Below are 18,676 nucleotides of genomic sequence, written 5' to 3'. Positions count from 1 at the left end.
CCATTCAATTTACATTCTATTTGGTGTAAACATAAGAGTCTTTAACTTCTATATCTAAAGTTTGGAATACAGAATTAATGCTTTTATACTCTGGAACTATATTTTTCATTTTTGCAGCTATCATGTCTGAGTTGCCTCCAAAAGAAATGCTTATCAACTCTTCTACTTGTTGACTAACGATTTCAAAATCATCGCAAACCTCAACCGCAATAGTTATCTTTTCATGATGCGTTGTTAAATTTTGTGCAGAATTATTCAATAATTCTTCATACAGTTTTTCACCTGGTCGTAATCCAACAACTTTTATTTTAATCTCTTTATCTGGTTGGTATCCTGCCAAACGAATCATTTTTTTAGCTAAATCAATAATTTTAACTGGTTTGCCCATATCAAAAAGATAAATTTCGCCTCCATTACCCATTGAACATGCTTCCAATACAAGCTGACAAGCTTCTGGAATAGTCATAAAATAACGAATGATTTCAGGATGTGTTATAGTAATTGGACCTCCTTCTTGAATTTGTTTTGTAAATAATGGAACTACTGAACCATTTGAACCTAATACATTTCCGAATCTAGTGGTAATAAATTTAGTATATCGCTCTGAATTGTTTTTTAAATGTTTAAAATGTTTCGATTGAACATACATTTCAGCAATTCGCTTGCTAGCTCCCATAATACTGCTTGGATTTACCGCTTTATCTGTAGAAATCATCACAAAACGCTCCACATGATATTTATTAGACAAATCAGCAACATTCTTTGTTCCCAAAACATTGGTAAAAATAGCTTGTGAGGGATTTTCTTCCATCATTGGAACGTGTTTATAAGCAGCAGCATGATAAACTACATCGGGTTGATAAGTTATAAACAATCTTTCTAAAATTGCATAATCGCTAACATCTGCAATGACATTAACCACCTCAACAGGCAAACCTAACCCTATAATTTCCAATGATAAAGAATGAAGTGGTGTTTCTGCTTGATCCAACAATATAATCTTCTTCGGATTAAAATGAAGTACTTGTCTTACAATTTCACTACCAATAGAACCCGCTGCACCAGTAACTAAAATTGATTTTCCTTTAAGTTTAGACGAAATGCTGTCGGTATTTAAAACGATTGGTTTTCGTTCTAATAAGTCTTGAATTTCAAAGTTCTTAATGTTTTTGGAAATTTCTTTTTCATCATACCAATCAGAAACTACAGGAAGGGTATAAACTTTAAATCTATATTCTATACATTCATCCACTATTGTTAAACGTTCTTCTTTGGTCAGACTTTTATCAGCAATAATTAATGCTTCAACTTTTTTGGAACGCATAAAAACAGGAATATTTTTCTTTATTTGAAAAATAGGAAGATCTAATATCCTTTTTGTCGAATTCTGATTATTTTTATCAATAAAACCAACAAGTTTAAACCTTCCAGGTGTCTCAGCTTTCAATGCAGAAGCTACGGCAGAGGCGTTAGCATCTGAACCATAAATAATAGCTACCATTCTTTTTTCTGAACTGGCTTCTTTGAAGAGTAATTCAAAAGTTTGCTTAACAAGCATTCGAAAAACAAACAAAAAACTAAAAGATAAAACAGCATTGATAAAAGCACCAGTAGTTAAATACAGTTTTGGTTTATCTAATATTAAAACAAAAAAGTTAAATAAAATCAGCACTACAAATGTAGAAAACTGAGAAAAAAACAATTTTAAGGCATCAATGTAAGAAGAGTGTCTAATAATTCCAGAATAAGTTCTGTAAATCCAAAAGAAAAAGATGTTAACAAAAAGGTATAAAGCGTTTCCAATAGAGAGATGTTCTTTAGGAATGTAATTTAACTTAAGCCCTTGAAAAAGAAAATAAGTAACAACACCTGATAAAAAAACAATAAAAACATCAATCAACAGTATAACCCATCGAGGTAAATAACTCAAGTTTTTAAGGCTAAATCCAAAATTGATCTCGGAAAAAGTCTTAAAAAAGTCAGTAAAAAAATTTCTTAAGATATTGTTTTTCAATGATTACTTTTTTTTAATAATGGTAAAAATAAGAAAAAAAAGTTCTTAAAAAAATCTTAAAAAATATTTATAACATTTTTTATGCGTTTTTTTTCCTCTTCTGTCAAATTAGAACCCGAAGGAAGACAAAGACCTATATCAAACAAATTTTCTGAAATAGTTCCTCCATAATAGGGTGCATCCTTAAAAATAGGTTGTAAATGCATAGGTTTCCATAAAGGACGACTTTCAATATTCTCAGTTTCTAATAAAAGTCTTAAGTCTTCTCTAGATTTACCTTCATTCAATGAAGAGTTAACGGTAATAGCTGACAACCAATGATTAGAAAAATAATTTTCATTAGGCTCAGAAAAAACTGTAATTGCAGAATTTTCTTTAAAAATATTCTTATAAAAATCATGCATTGCTCTTCGTTTAGCAATGTGATCATCTAAAATTTCCATTTGACCTCTACCAATTCCTGCACATATATTACTCATTCTGTAATTATACCCAATCTCACTATGCTGATAATGTGGCGCATTGTCTCTTGCTTGAGTAGCTAAAAAAATAGCTTTATTTTTCAAGTCAATATTCTTGGTAACTATTGCTCCTCCTCCAGAGGTAGTAATTATCTTATTTCCATTGAACGACAAAACACTAATATCACCAAAAGTGCCACATTTTTGTCCATTATAAGTACTCCCTAAAGCCTCTGCACTGTCCTCAAGAATCGGAATTTCATATTTATTGGCTATACTACGCACCTCATCAATCTTATAAGGCATTCCATACAAATGAACAGCAATAATAGCTTTTGGTTTTTTTCCTTTAGAAATTCTATCCTTTATGGCAGTTTCCAAGGCGTTGGGACATAAATTCCACGTATCAAGCTCACTATCAATAAAAATTGGTGTGGCGCCTTGATAGACTATCGGATTTGCTGAAGCTGAAAAAGTCATACTCTGACAAATAACTTCATCTCCTGCTTTTACGTCAAGTAAAATCAAACCTAAATGAAGTGCAGCAGTACCAGAGCTTAAGGCACCAACAAAGGAATTGTTTCCTATGTAATTTTCTAAATCTTGTTCAAAACCAGTTACATTAGGTCCCAATGGAGCAACCCAATTACTATCAAAAGCTTCATGTATATACTTTAGTTCTGTACCACCCATGTGTGGTGAAGAAAGCCATATTTTGGATTTAGTCATGATTATGAAATTTTATAGGTTTAGCAGGTATTCCAACTGCCGTACAATAGTCAGGTAAACTTTTTGAAACAACGGCACCAGCACCAACAATAGTTGCTGTTCCAATAGTTAGTTGATTTATAATTTTTGCTCCAGTACCCACATAAACTTTCTCTTGAATATGCACTTCTCCTGAAATATTAACTGAAGGCATAAAGGATGAAAAATCATCAATAATAGTGTCGTGACCAATGGTACACATTAGATTTAATGTTACAAAACTTCCAATTACGATATTACAAGTGATTATAGTTCCGCCACAAATAATGCAACCTTTAGAAATAGTAACCTCATCTTCTGAAATTTGAACAGATGGGTGGATTAGCGTTGGAAAATTTATTTTATCACTAGATAATTTAGCTATAATCTTACTTTTAGTAGTAGGCTCTCCAATGCCTAAAAGAACAGAAATTGGCTCAGAACTGGAATTCAAATCATGAAGATTTCCTAAAACAGGAAAATTATTTATAAGAGTACCTTTCGCTATGCCATCATCATAATATCCAATAAAATTATAGGTTTTCTCAACCTTATTTATTGCATCTATTATGGTTTTTACTTCACGTCCAAAACCTCCTGCTCCAATAATTACAATATTTTGCATATCAGTTTATTTTTAATTCAACTTCCTTGAAAGGGCTCTATTGTTGTCGAATCAGCTGCATTTATTCCATCACTTTTTATTACTTTCTGAACGGTTTTAAATAAAATTTTCAGGTCTAATAAAAAGGAAATATGATCTACATACCAAACATCTAATTCAAATTTTTTATCCCACGAAATGGAATTTCTTCCGTTAACTTGTGCCCATCCTGTAATACCTGGCTTTACTTCGTGCCTCCTGTTTTGAAAATCACTATACAAATGTAGGTAAGTGGTTAGTAATGGTCTGGGACCTACTATACTCATATCGCCAAAAACAACATTTAATAATTGTGGAATTTCATCTAAGGATGTTTTTCTAACAAAACTTCCTACTTTGGTCAACCGATCTGAATCTGGAAGTAAATTACCTTCGGCATCTTTTCTATCATTCATTGTTTTAAACTTGATGATTTTGAAAATCTTTCCTCCTTTACCCGGACGCAATTGAAAGAAAAATGGCTTACCATCGTTTGCGAAAAATAGAAATACTGTTACTACAAGAAAAATTGGAAACAACAATATCAATCCAATCAAAGCAGAGATGATATCAAAAAAAGGTTTAAAAAGTTCTCTATACATTGTTTTCTAATCTTTTGTATTCTTGAAGTAAGGTATTCCAAACAAGTTCTTGTTGAAACCGCGAAACTATGTTGAATCTTGATTTTGATTGCAATTTTTGAAACAAATCTTTGTCATGAAATAGCAGTTGCATCGCCTCAAAAATAGCAATTTCATTTTTAACTGGTATAATAATCCCAGTTTCATTTGGAATAATTATCTCATTACTACCACAAATGTCAGTTACAATACAAGGTAAATTCATGGCTCCAGCTTGCAAAACAACATTGGGAAAACCTTCTCTATGACTTGGAAAAACAAAAACATTTGAAAGAGCTAAATAAGTCCTAACATCGTCTTGAAAACCAATACTAATTATAGATTTATTAGAGGATATCAAATCTAATGTTTCACGATTTAAGGGATCTAATTCGCTTTCGAAAGGACCAACCAAAAGTAATTTACAATTTGAATTGTGTTTAGACAAATTAGTAAAAGCAGTAACCAACTCATTAATTCCTTTATCAGATACTAATCTTCCAACGAAAACAAAAACAAAGTCTGTAGAACTAATATGTAATTGTTGTTTTAAGTTTTCTTGTTCAACTAAAGAAACTTCATTGGGATTAAAAAAATCTATATCAATTCCATTTACATTTCCATTAGCAATTACTTTCAAAGGTTTTTTTGTAACCTTGAAAGCTAATAAATCTTTTTTAACTCCTTCACCTTCAGGAATAATATGCGTTGCAAAACGACATAAAACTTTATCTAAAAACAACAATAAATGATGCAAAAACCCATTCTTATAAGGAAAAACCAATCCTGTAAAAGTGTGAATTCTAATAGGCACACCTGCAAAAAACCCAGCTATCATTGTGAGTAATCCTGCTTTAGGCGTTATAGAATGAACTATTAGTGGTTTTTCTTTTCTTAAAACTTTATACAATTTTAATAATGAAATAAAATCTTTGAAAGGCGAAATCTGTCTCTGAATAGACAATGGAATCGTTCGAACTCCTTCTCTACTAGCAACGTTATCCAAATGTGCATCTTGCCCAGAAACAGCAACAACTTCATAATACTCTTTCAAAAAAGTCAATTGACCTTTAAGTAAGACGTCTAATGAAATAGAAACGGTGGCTGTTCTTATTATTTTTTTCAAAACAATTATTTTCTGGTTTTAAATCGAATTAATAAATACAAAGCTACTCCAAATGGAACTGCCAATAAAGTTAACAATTTCTCTGGAGAGTCTTTTAAAAAGTTACTACGTTTTAAAATAATACAACTCGATATGTAATGTATTGCTTCTATGAATTTTCTTTTAGTAGATTTAGAATAGCGCATTGTCGTTATCCTATTGTATATAAATCCCTTTGGGTATTTCATATATTGATAAAACATCGTATTACTCGAACCTGTTGGTTGGTAATCTACAATAACTAATACCTCATTTAATGTTACCATTTCATAGTCTTTATCTACAAATAGATATTTTGTGCCTAACCCAACATAGCGTTCTCCTTCAAAAATTGGATATTCAGGGTATTTAGTGATAACATCTGTTCGGTAAACCAATTTTTTATCACCTGTTCCACCATTAATATAGAAATCCTCTAAAGTAGTAAACTCAGTAGTAAATTTGGATCCCAAAATAGCACCTGATTCTAAAGCATCTAAACCAATAATTCCAGCATATTTTTTTGATCAATAGTTTCCCATTTTGATAAAATCAAGGCAACTCCGTTCAAAGGCATGTAATCGTCAGAATCTATACAAGTATTCAACGTAGCTTTTATATTCCTATAAGCTGTATTATGAGCACCATGCATTCCTTGATTTTGTTGGTAGATATAGGTTATTGGAATTTTATTCTCTGTAATCCAACCTAATACTAGTGCTTTTGTATCGTCTGAGGAACCATCGTCAACAACCAACCAATCAAAATCTTGACAAGTTTGATTACACAAACTTTCATAAAGTCTGGGCAGTAAATGAGCTCTATTAAAAGCTGGTGTAAAAATGGTTAACGTCTTCATGAATGTTGTTGCAATAGTTCTAAATATTTTTTTTGTAAAAGGATAACATTTTTGTTAATATCATATCCTTTATCAATGACTACTTGAGAAACATCTTTTTTAATAAAATCATTTTGAGAATGAATAGTTTGCGCCCATATTGATGCTGATTCCTTTAGAGAAATAACTTTTACATTATCATTTACAATTATTGCTTCTTTAGGTACACCATCAGAAATATAACACTTTACACCACTTGCTTGTGCTTCAACCAAAGAAACTGGCAATCCTTCAAACAAAGAAGGAAACAAAAACACATCCATTGCTTGAAGCAATTCGTTTACATCACTTCGTAATCCGAGAAAAATTATATTTTTTTCAAGTTGTAAACCCGCAACTTTTTTTTGCATAGATTCCATTAACTCACCATTGCCAACCAAAAAAAGTTTTCTATTTAAATTCAATTTCACCAATTCAGCGAAAACTTCAATAAGAAATTCATGATTTTTTTGTTCGTTAAAGCGACCTACATGAATAAAATTTTGTGTGGTAGATGCTTCTAATTGTTTTCTTATCTGAAGACTTTTGACTTCATCATAAGCAAACATTTTAGTATCAACAGCATTAGTCATTGTAAAGGCTTTACTAGCATTTTTTTTACCAAAAAGCCATACAGCGGCATCATAGCCACAAGTAAAATAGGTATTTATGTAACGCATCATTCGCTTTTTATAATAATATCTAAAAGGCGATTTCAAATTCCAACCATCTGTGGCATTGTGCCCGTGAGCAATAATTACTGGAGTATTTCTTTTTTGTGCTTCTTGATAAATATAAATTCCCAATTCTGAACAATTCCCATGAATTATTGGATAGGTATGTTGGTCAAAAAATAAGGCAATCTGTTTTTTATACTCTTTAATCTTTAGTGGATTAAAAGGTGGTAATCTGTATATCTTTCCTCCCAAAGCAGTAATCTCATCTTCATAAGCACCTGGCACTTCACGATGAACAATAAAGTCAAACTGAAACTTAGTTCTATCCAACTTTCGGTAGTAGTTCATCACGTTGGTTTCTGCTCCACCGCGATTGAGTATGGTAAAAAGTTGTAAAATTCTAATTGGATATTCCATTTTGAAATTACTTTTTAATAATTTTTTTAATCGCTAGTAACAATAATAATAAAGGAACTGTCAATTTATATTTAGAAAAGAAGAAAAATAATTTCCAATGAATAGGAAAATAGCGCAATTCCAAATTTCTAAAGGCTAATTTATGATGTCTAGAATTAAGAACCGTTTTCATGTTCTTACATTTTGTAAAAAAAGAAGCTTTGTTAAAAGATTCATTTAAACCCAACCCAATAACACTAAGACAAATTCTATTATTGAAAGCTTCTAGATAGTCGGTTCCTTTATTATGCTTTTTTAATTGTTCCGAAAGCAAATCGAACATATGATTGGTCTTGTCTAATAAACTATTTTTGTAATTTGAAGTTATAGACTCTGAATTAAACTTTCTATAGTTATACATTGGCACATCCAAAATGTAAACCGATTTTGACTGGTTGAGATACTCCCAAGTAAAAAAACCATCTTCCCAAGCTCCTATTTCACTTAGATTTTTAGCTTGAATTTTGTTTTCTTTAATGGTAGTCGTTTTATATAGTTTACCCCAAGCCGTAACTAAAGTTTCTAAATGACTAGGGTCTGAAAGTTCTTCTTTAATAGGACCTGTAATTCTTCTTTGCATAAAAGCAGCTTCATATTTTCCATTTAAACCAAAAACTCTAGCTACTTGTGTAGTTGGATATTCTTTGTAAAAAGAAAAACAAACCAAATCTACTTCATCCATTTTAGAAAATGCAGTTTCTATGGCATGCAATTCCATCCAATCATCACTATCAACAAACATTAAATAAGCACCTTTTGCATTTTCGATACCGGTATTTCTTGCTCCAGCTAATCCTTTATTTGCTTGAGAAATAACAACGATTCTAGAATCTAATTGTTCATAAACTTCACATATTTTTAGACTATCATCCGTTGAACCATCATTTACAAGAATAATTTCTAGGTTTTTATAGGTTTGATTAATTATACTATCCAAACATTGCTTCAAGTATTTTGAAACATTATAAACAGGAATAATAACACTAATCAATGGACTCATTTTTTAATTTATAATTTGTATACAAATACGTTCATTATATAAGTAAAAGCAAAGTAGGCTAAAATGATACGTACAATTACTTGATGCTGATTCTCAAAAAATTTATTTTTTATAAGCGGATAGATAATGATAATACCTAACATAAACCAAGATAAGTAAGCTAATCTATTAGAATAATTAGCTCGAATTACTAAAATCCAAAAAGCATTACAAAACAAAAAAACATTAAGCAATTGAAGATAAAGTTTGTCTTGATATTTTTGTTTAAAAACATAATACCATCCTGCAAAAACGCCAGAGGCACTATAAACTAAGAAATCCCATCGAAAACCTACATTCAATTCTACTCCTTCGGCTGCTTGATTAAATTCTCCCAAATATCCCTCTACTACTTTTTCTTCAACAATTCCAATAGTCATGAAGAAATTAGTAAAAAAACCTCCTAAAGCCAAAGATATAGGAATACATGCTAGCCACAAATAAAAATAAGCTTTTGAATTGTTGTAAACTAAAGTAGCAATATAAGCAAATAATGGCAACAACATCGATTTATGCACAAAAGTACTGGCAAACAATATTGTTAGAATCACAAACTTTTTATCTTTAGACAATCCGTACAAAAAAAGACTTGTGGCTATGCCATTTCGCAGTCCATTAGTACCATAGGTCCAAAAGGAAAAAGAAATTACAAGCATAAAAAAACCATAAAACCAGTAGTCTTTAAAGAACTTTTTACAAGCCAGATACAAAGGAACTAAATACAAAATGGTACATAGAAAGAAAAACACAGAAGAATTGGCTACTTGAGCAATACCAAATTTAAAATATTCGAAAAGTAAATCTTTTTCAATCTTTAATGGTGCTCCTGAAACATACGTTTGAAATTGTCTATTATAAATTACCATATCTCCAAATCGATAATTTAGTGGACGCAAACCAATATAAAATAATAAGATAACAAAAATGATAAAACCCAGAACGTTTTTAGTACTCAAATTTTGAGACGACTCTAATTTTGTACCACCTTGAGCCAATACAAACAAGGTCATTAACAATAAAAATTGATAATAAAAATTGGTGTAATATTCTGCAGGTATTAGATTCATTAACTATTTTTTTCAATTATTCTTGCAGGATTTCCTACAGCTACCCCATATTCTGGCACATCTTTAACAACTACAGCTCCTGCTCCAATTATGGCATGATTACCAATGGTTACACCTCCTATTACTATACATCCGGCGTGCAATTGAACATTATTTCCAATAATTGGTTTTCTACCATCTTTTTCACCGAGTGTAACTAGATGATTTACATAAACATTTTCTCCAATAGAAGTAGCATTCAAAATCGTTGCATAGGGATGTGCCAATTGCAATCCGGCTCCAATTTTAGTATGCATATCGATTGTAAAAGAGTCTTGTTTGGGATAAAAAATTCTTAATAACTTTGAAAAAATTCCCGGAGTTCTATAATAAAATAGTGTTCTAAAATATTTGCTTAACAATAATTCTTTAGTCAAATCATAACATTGATTGACTAATCCTTGTTTTGGAATAGTTCTAGCATACAAATCACGAACAATAACCTCTTTATTATTAGACAACAGAAACAATACTCCATGAGGAATAAAAAATAATTGTCCGACAAAAAGAAATAGTGTCCTCATCATGATTTAGCAAATATAATAGTATTCCATAGATTCATCACTTTTGAAAGAATATAATTCGATGCATTTTGTTTTGCATTGTTTCCTAAAGTATCCAAAAGTAGAGTATCATTAGAGAGTTCCTCTAGTCGATTTACAAAAGTATTTTGGTCTTCAACTGGTATTAAAAAACCGTCTTCTGATTCGTGAATAATGTTTCTTGGTCCAGTTGGGCAATCAAATGAAATTACGGGAACACCAACAGCATTAGCTTCCAAAATAACCATTGGAAAACATTCCTGAATAGAAGTCATTAATAAAACTCTTGTGCTTTGTAAAACCTTTGAAACTTCATTCGTTTGACCTTTGAATACTATTGTTGATTCTAATTGCTTTTCTTGAACTAAATTATAAATTTTTTGATAATATTCATTCCCAATAGAACCACATAAATGCAATTCCCATTTTGGATGATTTTTATAAAACTGTTCCCAAATTGCAACCATACTTTCTAACTGCTTCACAGGAGCAAACCTCACAATAGCTATGGCTACAAGTGGTCTTTGAGACAAAGGAATTAAAGGTTCGTTTATCTCCTCCTCAATTGGATTTGGAATAACAACAGTATTATTTGAGTAATAAAAGCTTTGTTCTTCTTTACTCAATGTTACTAAATAATCATATCTTGATTCTACAAAAATTAGTAGTTTGTTTTTGAACCCTATATTGGAATCGTAAAATTTTGTGTAGTGAAATTCCTTAATTGTTTTAGTCTTTCCTTTAATAAAAAAAGGTAAAACATATGTGATTGGAATATGTGAAGCAACTAAAATAAAATCGGGTTTTTGTTTAAAAATATACAGTTGTATTTTTAAAATATTTTTAACTAATTTCAAAATATTAATACTACTAAAATAGCTTTTTGTTCTATCAAAGTCTATGGCCAAATTTTGAAATTTAACCTTATCGTTTAATTCGTAAATTATTGGTTTTCCGGCTTGTTCAGAACTTAAAATAGTCACATCATAGCCAAAAATAGCGCTCCAATAATTAGCCTTTATAGCAACCAATTTCTCAATTCCACCATGAGAATGCATCTGATCGACTAGGATAACTATTTTTTTCATGGCACCAACGATTTAAAAAGTGTATCCCATTGATTGCATATTGTTTCTGGTAAAAATCGCTTAACAGTAACTTTAGCATTATTTCCCATCTTAGTTCTCAAAGCATCATCTTCAATAAGCAATACTAACTTTTGGGCTAACAAATCTACATCACCATTAGCAACTAAAAAACCATCTACACCATCATCTATAATATCACTTGGACCATACGGACAATCAAACGACACACATGGAACGCCACATGCCATAGCTTCAATTAAAACCATTCCAAAACCTTCATAACGAGAAGACATTACATAAATAGAGGATTCTAAATAGTTAACTTCTATATTTTTTACTGGATCAAAAAAATGTACATTTGAGGCAATCTCTAATGAAACTGCTTTAGCTTCTAGGCCCTCTAATGGTTCTTTCTTTCCATAAATTTCTAATTGCCAATCAGGTTGTTGAGCTACAACTTTTTGCCATGCTTGCAATAATAAGTCATACCCTTTTTGATGACTTTGTTTACCAACTGCAATAACTTTCTTAGCAGTAAGTGATGCAGATGCTTCTGGGTAAAAAGACAACGGATTAGAAATAACTTCTAAATTTTGCAAAGGCCATTCTTTTCGATTTTCGTTAGTTAGCACAACGAATTTATCATATTTTTTAGCTAAAATATTCATCAAAAAGAAATGAAACTTAGTAGCAGTTCTTTTTAAAAATCCTGCATTTTTCCCAATCGAAATAGTTTTGGAAACATGTCGTTCATAGACCATTTTGGCATTTGACTTAATCAACAAAGGAAGAAAAAAAGCTTTTAATCCATCGTCGCAAACCAAAATCACATTTGGATGTATATGAGAAACCAATTTATTTAGCCCAGAAACATAGTTTTTTATATACGATACTGGATTTCCTGAAACTGAAATACTATGCAAATTTATTTTAGAACTAAAGTCGTAAAACAAATGGAGATGCGAATCATTCAAACAAACAATATGAACTTCATAACCCATCTTTTCAGCCAAATAGCTTGCCTTAATAGACAGAACACGTTCCAGTCCACCTGAGCCATTTAAACCGTTTGTGATGTATAATAGTTTCATGAATTATGCTTGGTAAATTGTTCTTAAACAAAATCCTTGTGTAAATGGCAAAATATCAAACTGTTGCGAATGCACTCCTATAGTTTTGGTATCTCCTTGTGAAAAATCTACAACACCATCTCTTCGAGTTACCTGCTTTAAATAATTTAGAGCTTTAACTTTGGCTTGCTCACTTTCATTAGCAATACTTGAAATAGTTTTGGCTTTGGCAAAAAACCACGCTAAAGTGGCTGTAGCCGAGGAATCAAATTGAGATTGTCTATTCGTTATCAACCAATTCCAACTGCCATTATCATTTTGAAAAGAGAGTGCCATTTTCCCAAAAGCTACGACCATTTGAGTTACTTCTTCCTTTTCTGGATGAGATTCTGGTAATTCACTCCAAGCATCAATTAACCCAATCGCATACCAACCTAAACCTCGTCCCCAACCGAATAATCCGACAGGTAAATTTGTTTTACTATTGTACGTATGACATGGTATAAAATGATTAGCTAACATTCCGTGAGAATTAAAAACACGTATCTGATTAATTCCTAAAGCAACCGCTTCTGGTTGATTAAAAAGCAAACCATAACGCACTAAAAATGGAGAAATAAAACCAATAGTATCCACATAACGATAATCTGAAGTATGTTTTCGGTAAGCTATAGTACCATCAGAACCCTTTAAATTTAAAATCATTTCATACAAAAAATCAAAGGCTGGTCTATACTTTGCAAAATCAAAATCATCTAATTTCAATAAAGCATATCCTAAAATTACCGAGTCAACTTCGGTTGGTGGTACAATCCAGTTTCCATTTGAATCTAATTTTGAAGTAACGAAGGAATTAATAGAATTGGATAGTTCCTTATTTTGAGTTGTACTTCTATATTGATTTAAACCAAGAAGTAAGGCTGCTTCTTGCCAACTTTGAATAGCATTTCGTTTATAATTTCCTTTTAAAATATCAATTATTATTAAACGCGTATTGTCGGTTACTTTTATGGTAGGTGTTTGCTTTAACCATCGCACAGCAATAATTTTTACTTTTTCTTTCCACAATTCATCATTGGAAAACCTTCCAATTTTAATACGGCTTTGCCAAGTATTCAACTGTGGATACAAGTCAATAATTAGAACCAATAAAAGTGTAAAAAATACTATAAGTAGTAAGTAAACCATATTTTTTATTTAACAAATCCTACTGTGTTTTCCATCTTTTCTATCATTTCTTGCTTCATAGCATCGGTAATAGAAAAATCTAATGTATATTCTTTTCCAAACTTTGGTGATGTTTCAAAAGTTGATTTCAACTTGATTTCATATTCGGCCACTGTGCAAATAATTCTAGCTGGATTACCTGCAACAACAACATCTGCCGGAACTGATTTAGATACAATACTTCCCGCTCCAACTATGGAATTATCACCAATAGTTACACCCGGCATAATAAATGCTCTAGCTCCAATAAAACAATTATTTCCAATTTTAATTTTTCCAATTCTTGTATAATCCAAGCTTCTTTTCGTACTTGTATCGTGTGCTAACAAGTAAACTTGAGGCGCAAAAACAACATCATCACCTATTTCAATCAACCAACTATGAGCATAATCTATAGTACAACCTATTAGTCCATAACAATTTTTTCCAACCTTCATTCCTGCATTTATATTAGCTTCTAAAGTTAGTTGTTCTGGAGTTATTCCCTTTATCTTATAATATATCTTTTGTATAATTTTTTTTATCATACTACTTCACAATTAGTTTTCTCATTTTCAAATAAGAGTAATATCCTCTTGGAAATAAAATTAAATATAAACATTTATCTTTAAATGAGGGCAGTTTATCAAAATAACTAGTTCCGCTAAGCAAAGAGTTAATGGCTAAATGAATAAAACTCCAAATATAAGTTTTTGGGTATCTTGAAAAAGAATACGTTTTATTAGCAATCAATTGAAAATACGAAAAAGCTAAAGATTTGATATACCATAGTTTATAAGAGCTATCCGACAATCCTTCTACCAAATATTCTTTATATTGTAGTACTTTATTTAAGGCTAAAACATCATATTTTTTTGCCATTTCATGCCATACAACCGCTTCAAATACAAAACGAATTCCTGCTTCTTCCGGAAATGGATATTCCTTCATCACACTAGTTTTGAAAGCAACCGATTTGTCTCCTCTCAAATGATGTTTCAAATAATAATCTGAAAATGACAATCGCCATTCGTCTTCCAAAAAAGTATCGCCAACAAGCTGACCATTAGTAAATTCTGACAAACCAATAATACCGCCTATTTTGTCATTATTTTTAATTTTTACCCATGCATCAGTAGTCAATTTTACTGCCTCTTTTGACAAAAAATCATCACTATCTACAATAAAAAATAAAGCACCTTTAGCTTTTTGAACACCATAATTAATAGCTGTATGCTTTCCGCCATTGGGTTTGTTGTAGTATGAAATTGGGATTTTATTCTCTGAAATGAAATTAGCTACTACTTCTTCAATATCGTCTGTGCTTCCATCGTCAACTATAAGCCATTCAAAATTAGTAGTATTTTGCTCTAATAGACTTTGATACAATTGTGAAAGCAAGTGAGCTCTATTGTAACATGGCGTAAAAATGGTAATCAAGTTAGCACTATCCATTAGAAATCAAATTGTAAAATTTAGTTACTTCATTTTCAGTGCCAAAGGTAGTATTTTTCAAATTATTGATTAAATCCTCTTGTAGCGAACTATTACTAATAAGTTGTTCTACTTTTTCGGCAATTGAAATAGCATTCATATCGGCTATCAAACCTGTAACACCTTGATCAATTTGATCTTTAGCAGAACTAAAATTGGTAACCACAATTGGTTTATGTAATAACTTAGCTTCTTCCAATGAAATGGATTTTCCTTCAAAAAAGGATGGTAAAATAAAGGCTGATGCTTTACTAATGTAGGCATACGGATTACTCTTCAATCCAAGAAAAAACAAATACTCGGAAACCCCATAGTTTTTAGCTTCATTCAAAAGAGCCAGTTTTTGATCGCCATCGCCAATAAGATACCAACGTACTTTGTGCCCTTTTTCAATTAAAATTTTAAGAGCTTCCAATCCCATGAATAATCCTTTTTCTTTGGCAATTCGACCAACATAGATAAGATTAAAATAAGCCGAATCAAAACTTACATCAATACGTTCTTTACTTAATTCTGTGATAATTTTTGATGAAATAATATTTTCAATAGTAATGATTTTTGTGCTTAAATCTGGAAGTTTACTTTGCAATCGTTCCGTCAATCCATCAGAAACAGTAACCATATGATTTAATTTTTCGAAATAGTATTTATCATTATCAAAATCCAATTGCAGTTTTTCTAAATCGGTGTGAATCCATCCAATTTTACTTTTAGCACTAACTTTATCAATACAAAAATAGATAGGATTTTTCTCTTGAAAACCTATGGCGACATCATATTCTTTCTCAAGTTTAGAAAGTGCTTTAGCGTAGTAATTCCAAAAATACTGTTCTTGCAAAACACCACTTTTATATTTTTTGGACAATAGATATAAAACAATCCTTAAATAAATAGCATGAAAATTAAAGTTCTTAACAGCTTTTAAAACAGCACTTTTGGTACTTGAATACAAATAAGGCACAATGGTTTGCTCCTCTAAAACAACTACTTCTTTGGGAAGATTCTCAAAAAATACTCCTTCGTGTTTGAACACAAATAAATCTACAGCATACTTTGAATAATCTATGGTTTGCAAAAGAGAAACAAGTGATTTCTCAGCACCGCCACAATTCAAATTATTGATAATAAAAAGGAGATTTTTTTTAATTTCAGCCATTTACTATGTTATAAAATTTATCTATTTCATCTTCTGAACCTAAAGATTCTTTAGATAAGTGTAAAGATAATTCATTTTGTAAACTTTCATTTACCAATAAACTTGTTAAAGCATCTGCCAAACTATTGACTTCCATCTCACAAATAATTCCATTTTTTAAATGGTTAATTTGGTCTTTTGCTGTTGTAAAATTGGTAACCACAATCGGTTTATGTAAAAGTTTTGCTTCATCAAGTGCAATTGATTTTCCTTCATATCTTGATGGTTGAACAAAAATTGTAGTTTGCTTTATATAGGGATATGGATTCTCTTTAATGCCCAACAAAACAATATGTTTTTCTAAATCATTCTTTGTTATAGCTTGTTCTAAAGCAGTTCGCTCTGCTCCTTCACCAATAATATACCAAACAAAATTTAAACCTTGCAGCTTCAATAGTGCTGCAGCTTCAATTGCTAAGTCAAATCCCTTTTGTGGGTGCAATCGACCTATAGATAGCAAACTTGGTTTTGTGGTAGCTAGGGTTACTGGTTCTTCTGCCATTTGATGAATTAATTTGGCAGAAACTATATTGTATAACAATTGTACTTTATCTTTTTGGGTTGGAAAAACTTCTTTTAAAACCGTCACACATTGTTCAGATACCGTGGCGATAGTATTCAACTTTTCAAAATAAGGCAAATCGAAAGAAGCGTCTAAATCCAATTTGACATAATCGTTGTGAATAAAACCAATTTTCTTTTTTGCTTTTACGCAATCAACAACAAAATAAATAGATGATTTTTCTAAAAAACCAATGGCTGCATCATATTCTTTTGGAAGTGAAGTAATTGATTTCTTTAAATGTTTCCAAGAATATTGTTCCGCTTTACCTTTATTTTTGATTACATTAGATTTAAAAGTATACAGCAGTCTTGAAAAAGCAAAACCTAATTTTCCTTGTTTTAAAAAACTAACAATAGCGCAAGACAATCCAGAAGTAAATGTTTTATAACCGTCGTTAAGATAAAGTAGCCTAACATTTTTAGGCAATTGTTTTAAGAAAATTCCTTTTGGTACAAACAAAACTAAATCAACATCATATTGTTCATAATCGATGCAGTTTAATAAGGTAACCAAACTCTTTTCACCGCCACCGGCTTCAAGACTTGGAAGTACAAAAAGTAATTGTTGCTTCATTAAGTTAATTCAAATAAATACGTTACCGCTTTCTTAGCATTTTCTTTAATAGTAGGAATATTATTAGCTAAAGTTAGAATTAGCTGTTGTTCCTCTGATACCATTTCATCAAAAGCTGCTATTAATTTCTTACTATCTGAAATTTCATTGATACTTAAAACCAATTTTTCTGTACCAAAAATATCTTTAGCAATACCTTTAGATTTTACGCTATAACCCAAAACTAAAGTCGGAATTAAAGAAGAGTAAGCTGCAATAGTAGCATGTGTTCTGGCACCAATAAAGAAACGCATTTTGGCAATCAAACCCTTATACTGAATAGCATTCAAATTATTTGGCAGCAATAAAATACGTCCTGAAGCTTTAAAATCTTTATAAAATTGTTGTAATACTTCATGGTCATCATTTCCGGGAACCATAACGTGAGGTGTTAAAGCTATAGTCATAGAAGTAGTATCTAGAATGTGTTGAATCAATTCGTAGGCTGCTTTTTTAGAAGCTTCATTACGTTGCCATACTAAAGGACTAAAATTGAATCCTATAGTATTTCCTTCTTGCCAACCCTCTGGTAAATCGACCTCTTCTTTCTGCATGGTAAAAGCACCATCGGCAACCAATTTTACATTTGCTACGCCTTTATCTTTTAAAATAGCATAGGTCAAACTTTCTCTGGCTAATACTAAATCCATCGATTTTAAATCGGCGATTTTTGGTTCTGACAAATCTTCATCTCCTATGGATGCACCCCAAAGTACCAACTTCTTTCCTGCTTTTTTTATCAATCGATCTACTTCATAAATCCAAGGTTGCTCACCATAGCAATAGTTATCGCCACCAATGGATAGAAAAACATCATGTTCTGGAATTAAATCAATGATTTTTTTAAACTTGTACCTTTGATAATAGGTCTCATCATTTTGAAATTTAATCTTTAATGCTGAAATGAAACCAGAAATAGAATACTTTGAAATTTCATTCTGCGGAGTAGCATACAAAGTATCAATAAGCGGTATTTCGTTATCGGTTTCAGCATCAAATGAAGCTACATTTACAATAGCATTCGGATTTTTAGCTTTAATTAAATCAACTGCTGTTCTAAGTATAGCCTCACATCCTCTATTCAAACTTCCTCCATGAAAAAACAATAATATCTTCATAA

Annotated in this window: 19 protein-coding genes; all 19 read right to left on the bottom strand. The window is 31.1% G+C overall.

The window, feature by feature from the left end:
• Positions 1 to 16: 16 nt before the first annotated feature.
• Positions 17 to 1,930, bottom strand: coding sequence for a polysaccharide biosynthesis protein (locus ABD771_RS00215; protein ID WP_345088898.1), 1,914 nt, complete (start codon positions 1,928 to 1,930; stop codon positions 17 to 19).
• A 140-nt stretch (positions 1,931 to 2,070) separates the two neighbouring features.
• Entirely contained in the window at positions 2,071 to 3,204 is a 1,134-nt protein-coding gene (locus ABD771_RS00210) for a DegT/DnrJ/EryC1/StrS family aminotransferase (protein ID WP_345088895.1), read from the bottom strand.
• The gene (locus tag ABD771_RS00205; protein ID WP_345088892.1) at positions 3,197 to 3,847 is read right to left on the bottom strand and encodes an acetyltransferase; all 651 of its coding nucleotides are present in this window, start codon (positions 3,845 to 3,847) and stop codon (positions 3,197 to 3,199) included. Before ABD771_RS00205 ends, ABD771_RS00210 begins: the two co-directional genes overlap by 8 nt.
• Positions 3,848 to 3,864: 17 nt before the next feature.
• Positions 3,865 to 4,467 carry a sugar transferase gene (locus ABD771_RS00200; RefSeq protein ID WP_345088889.1) on the bottom strand — a complete coding sequence of 201 codons (603 nt, stop codon included), beginning with the start codon at positions 4,465 to 4,467 and terminating at the stop codon, positions 3,865 to 3,867.
• The gene (locus ABD771_RS00195) at positions 4,460 to 5,611 is read right to left on the bottom strand and encodes a glycosyltransferase family 4 protein (protein WP_345088886.1); all 1,152 of its coding nucleotides are present in this window, start codon (positions 5,609 to 5,611) and stop codon (positions 4,460 to 4,462) included. The genes ABD771_RS00200 and ABD771_RS00195 overlap by 8 nt, the downstream gene beginning before the upstream one ends.
• Positions 5,612 to 5,616: 5 nt before the next feature.
• Positions 5,617 to 6,102 (bottom strand): hypothetical protein, encoded by a 486-nt coding sequence (locus tag ABD771_RS00190; RefSeq protein WP_345088883.1) that lies wholly within the window; start codon positions 6,100 to 6,102, stop codon positions 5,617 to 5,619.
• Between the two features lie 23 nt (positions 6,103 to 6,125).
• Positions 6,126 to 6,488 (bottom strand): glycosyltransferase family 2 protein, encoded by a 363-nt coding sequence (locus ABD771_RS00185; protein ID WP_345088880.1) that lies wholly within the window; start codon positions 6,486 to 6,488, stop codon positions 6,126 to 6,128.
• The gene (locus ABD771_RS00180) at positions 6,485 to 7,600 is read right to left on the bottom strand and encodes a glycosyltransferase family 1 protein (protein WP_345088877.1); all 1,116 of its coding nucleotides are present in this window, start codon (positions 7,598 to 7,600) and stop codon (positions 6,485 to 6,487) included. The genes ABD771_RS00185 and ABD771_RS00180 overlap by 4 nt, the downstream gene beginning before the upstream one ends.
• Positions 7,601 to 7,607: 7 nt before the next feature.
• On the bottom strand, positions 7,608 to 8,639 hold the full coding sequence (locus ABD771_RS00175; protein WP_345088874.1) for a glycosyltransferase: 1,032 nt from the start codon (positions 8,637 to 8,639) through the stop codon (positions 7,608 to 7,610).
• A gap of 8 nt (positions 8,640 to 8,647) precedes the next feature.
• A complete protein-coding gene (locus tag ABD771_RS00170; RefSeq protein ID WP_345088871.1) occupies positions 8,648 to 9,745 on the bottom strand; it encodes an EpsG family protein in 1,098 nt (365 codons plus the stop codon).
• Positions 9,745 to 10,311 (bottom strand): serine O-acetyltransferase, encoded by a 567-nt coding sequence (locus ABD771_RS00165; RefSeq protein ID WP_345088868.1) that lies wholly within the window; start codon positions 10,309 to 10,311, stop codon positions 9,745 to 9,747. The genes ABD771_RS00170 and ABD771_RS00165 overlap by 1 nt, the downstream gene beginning before the upstream one ends.
• A complete protein-coding gene (locus ABD771_RS00160; RefSeq protein WP_345088865.1) occupies positions 10,308 to 11,414 on the bottom strand; it encodes a glycosyltransferase in 1,107 nt (368 codons plus the stop codon). The genes ABD771_RS00165 and ABD771_RS00160 overlap by 4 nt, the downstream gene beginning before the upstream one ends.
• On the bottom strand, positions 11,411 to 12,505 hold the full coding sequence (locus tag ABD771_RS00155; protein WP_345088862.1) for a glycosyltransferase family 4 protein: 1,095 nt from the start codon (positions 12,503 to 12,505) through the stop codon (positions 11,411 to 11,413). The genes ABD771_RS00160 and ABD771_RS00155 overlap by 4 nt, the downstream gene beginning before the upstream one ends.
• Before the next feature lie 3 nt (positions 12,506 to 12,508).
• Entirely contained in the window at positions 12,509 to 13,672 is a 1,164-nt protein-coding gene (locus ABD771_RS00150) for a glycoside hydrolase family 88 protein (RefSeq protein ID WP_345088859.1), read from the bottom strand.
• Between the two features lie 5 nt (positions 13,673 to 13,677).
• A complete protein-coding gene (locus ABD771_RS00145) occupies positions 13,678 to 14,238 on the bottom strand; it encodes an acyltransferase (RefSeq protein ID WP_345088856.1) in 561 nt (186 codons plus the stop codon).
• Between the two features lies 1 nt (position 14,239).
• On the bottom strand, positions 14,240 to 15,145 hold the full coding sequence (locus ABD771_RS00140) for a glycosyltransferase family A protein (protein ID WP_345088853.1): 906 nt from the start codon (positions 15,143 to 15,145) through the stop codon (positions 14,240 to 14,242).
• Positions 15,138 to 16,340 carry a glycosyltransferase gene (locus ABD771_RS00135; RefSeq protein WP_345088850.1) on the bottom strand — a complete coding sequence of 401 codons (1,203 nt, stop codon included), beginning with the start codon at positions 16,338 to 16,340 and terminating at the stop codon, positions 15,138 to 15,140. The genes ABD771_RS00140 and ABD771_RS00135 overlap by 8 nt, the downstream gene beginning before the upstream one ends.
• Positions 16,333 to 17,517: a glycosyltransferase gene (locus ABD771_RS00130; protein WP_345088847.1), complete on the bottom strand. Its 1,185-nt coding sequence runs from the start codon at positions 17,515 to 17,517 to the stop codon at positions 16,333 to 16,335. Before ABD771_RS00130 ends, ABD771_RS00135 begins: the two co-directional genes overlap by 8 nt.
• Complete coding sequence (locus ABD771_RS00125) at positions 17,517 to 18,674, bottom strand: polysaccharide pyruvyl transferase family protein (protein WP_345088844.1); 1,158 nt, start codon at positions 18,672 to 18,674, stop codon at positions 17,517 to 17,519. The genes ABD771_RS00130 and ABD771_RS00125 overlap by 1 nt, the downstream gene beginning before the upstream one ends.
• Positions 18,675 to 18,676: the final 2 nt, after the last annotated feature.

Origin of the sequence: Flavobacterium chungnamense (assembly GCF_039539165.1) — a bacterium.
Taxonomy (GTDB): domain Bacteria; phylum Bacteroidota; class Bacteroidia; order Flavobacteriales; family Flavobacteriaceae; genus Flavobacterium; species Flavobacterium chungnamense.
The sequence above is the reverse complement of the archived record's forward strand: the minus strand, read 5'-3'. Positions and strand labels throughout refer to the sequence as shown.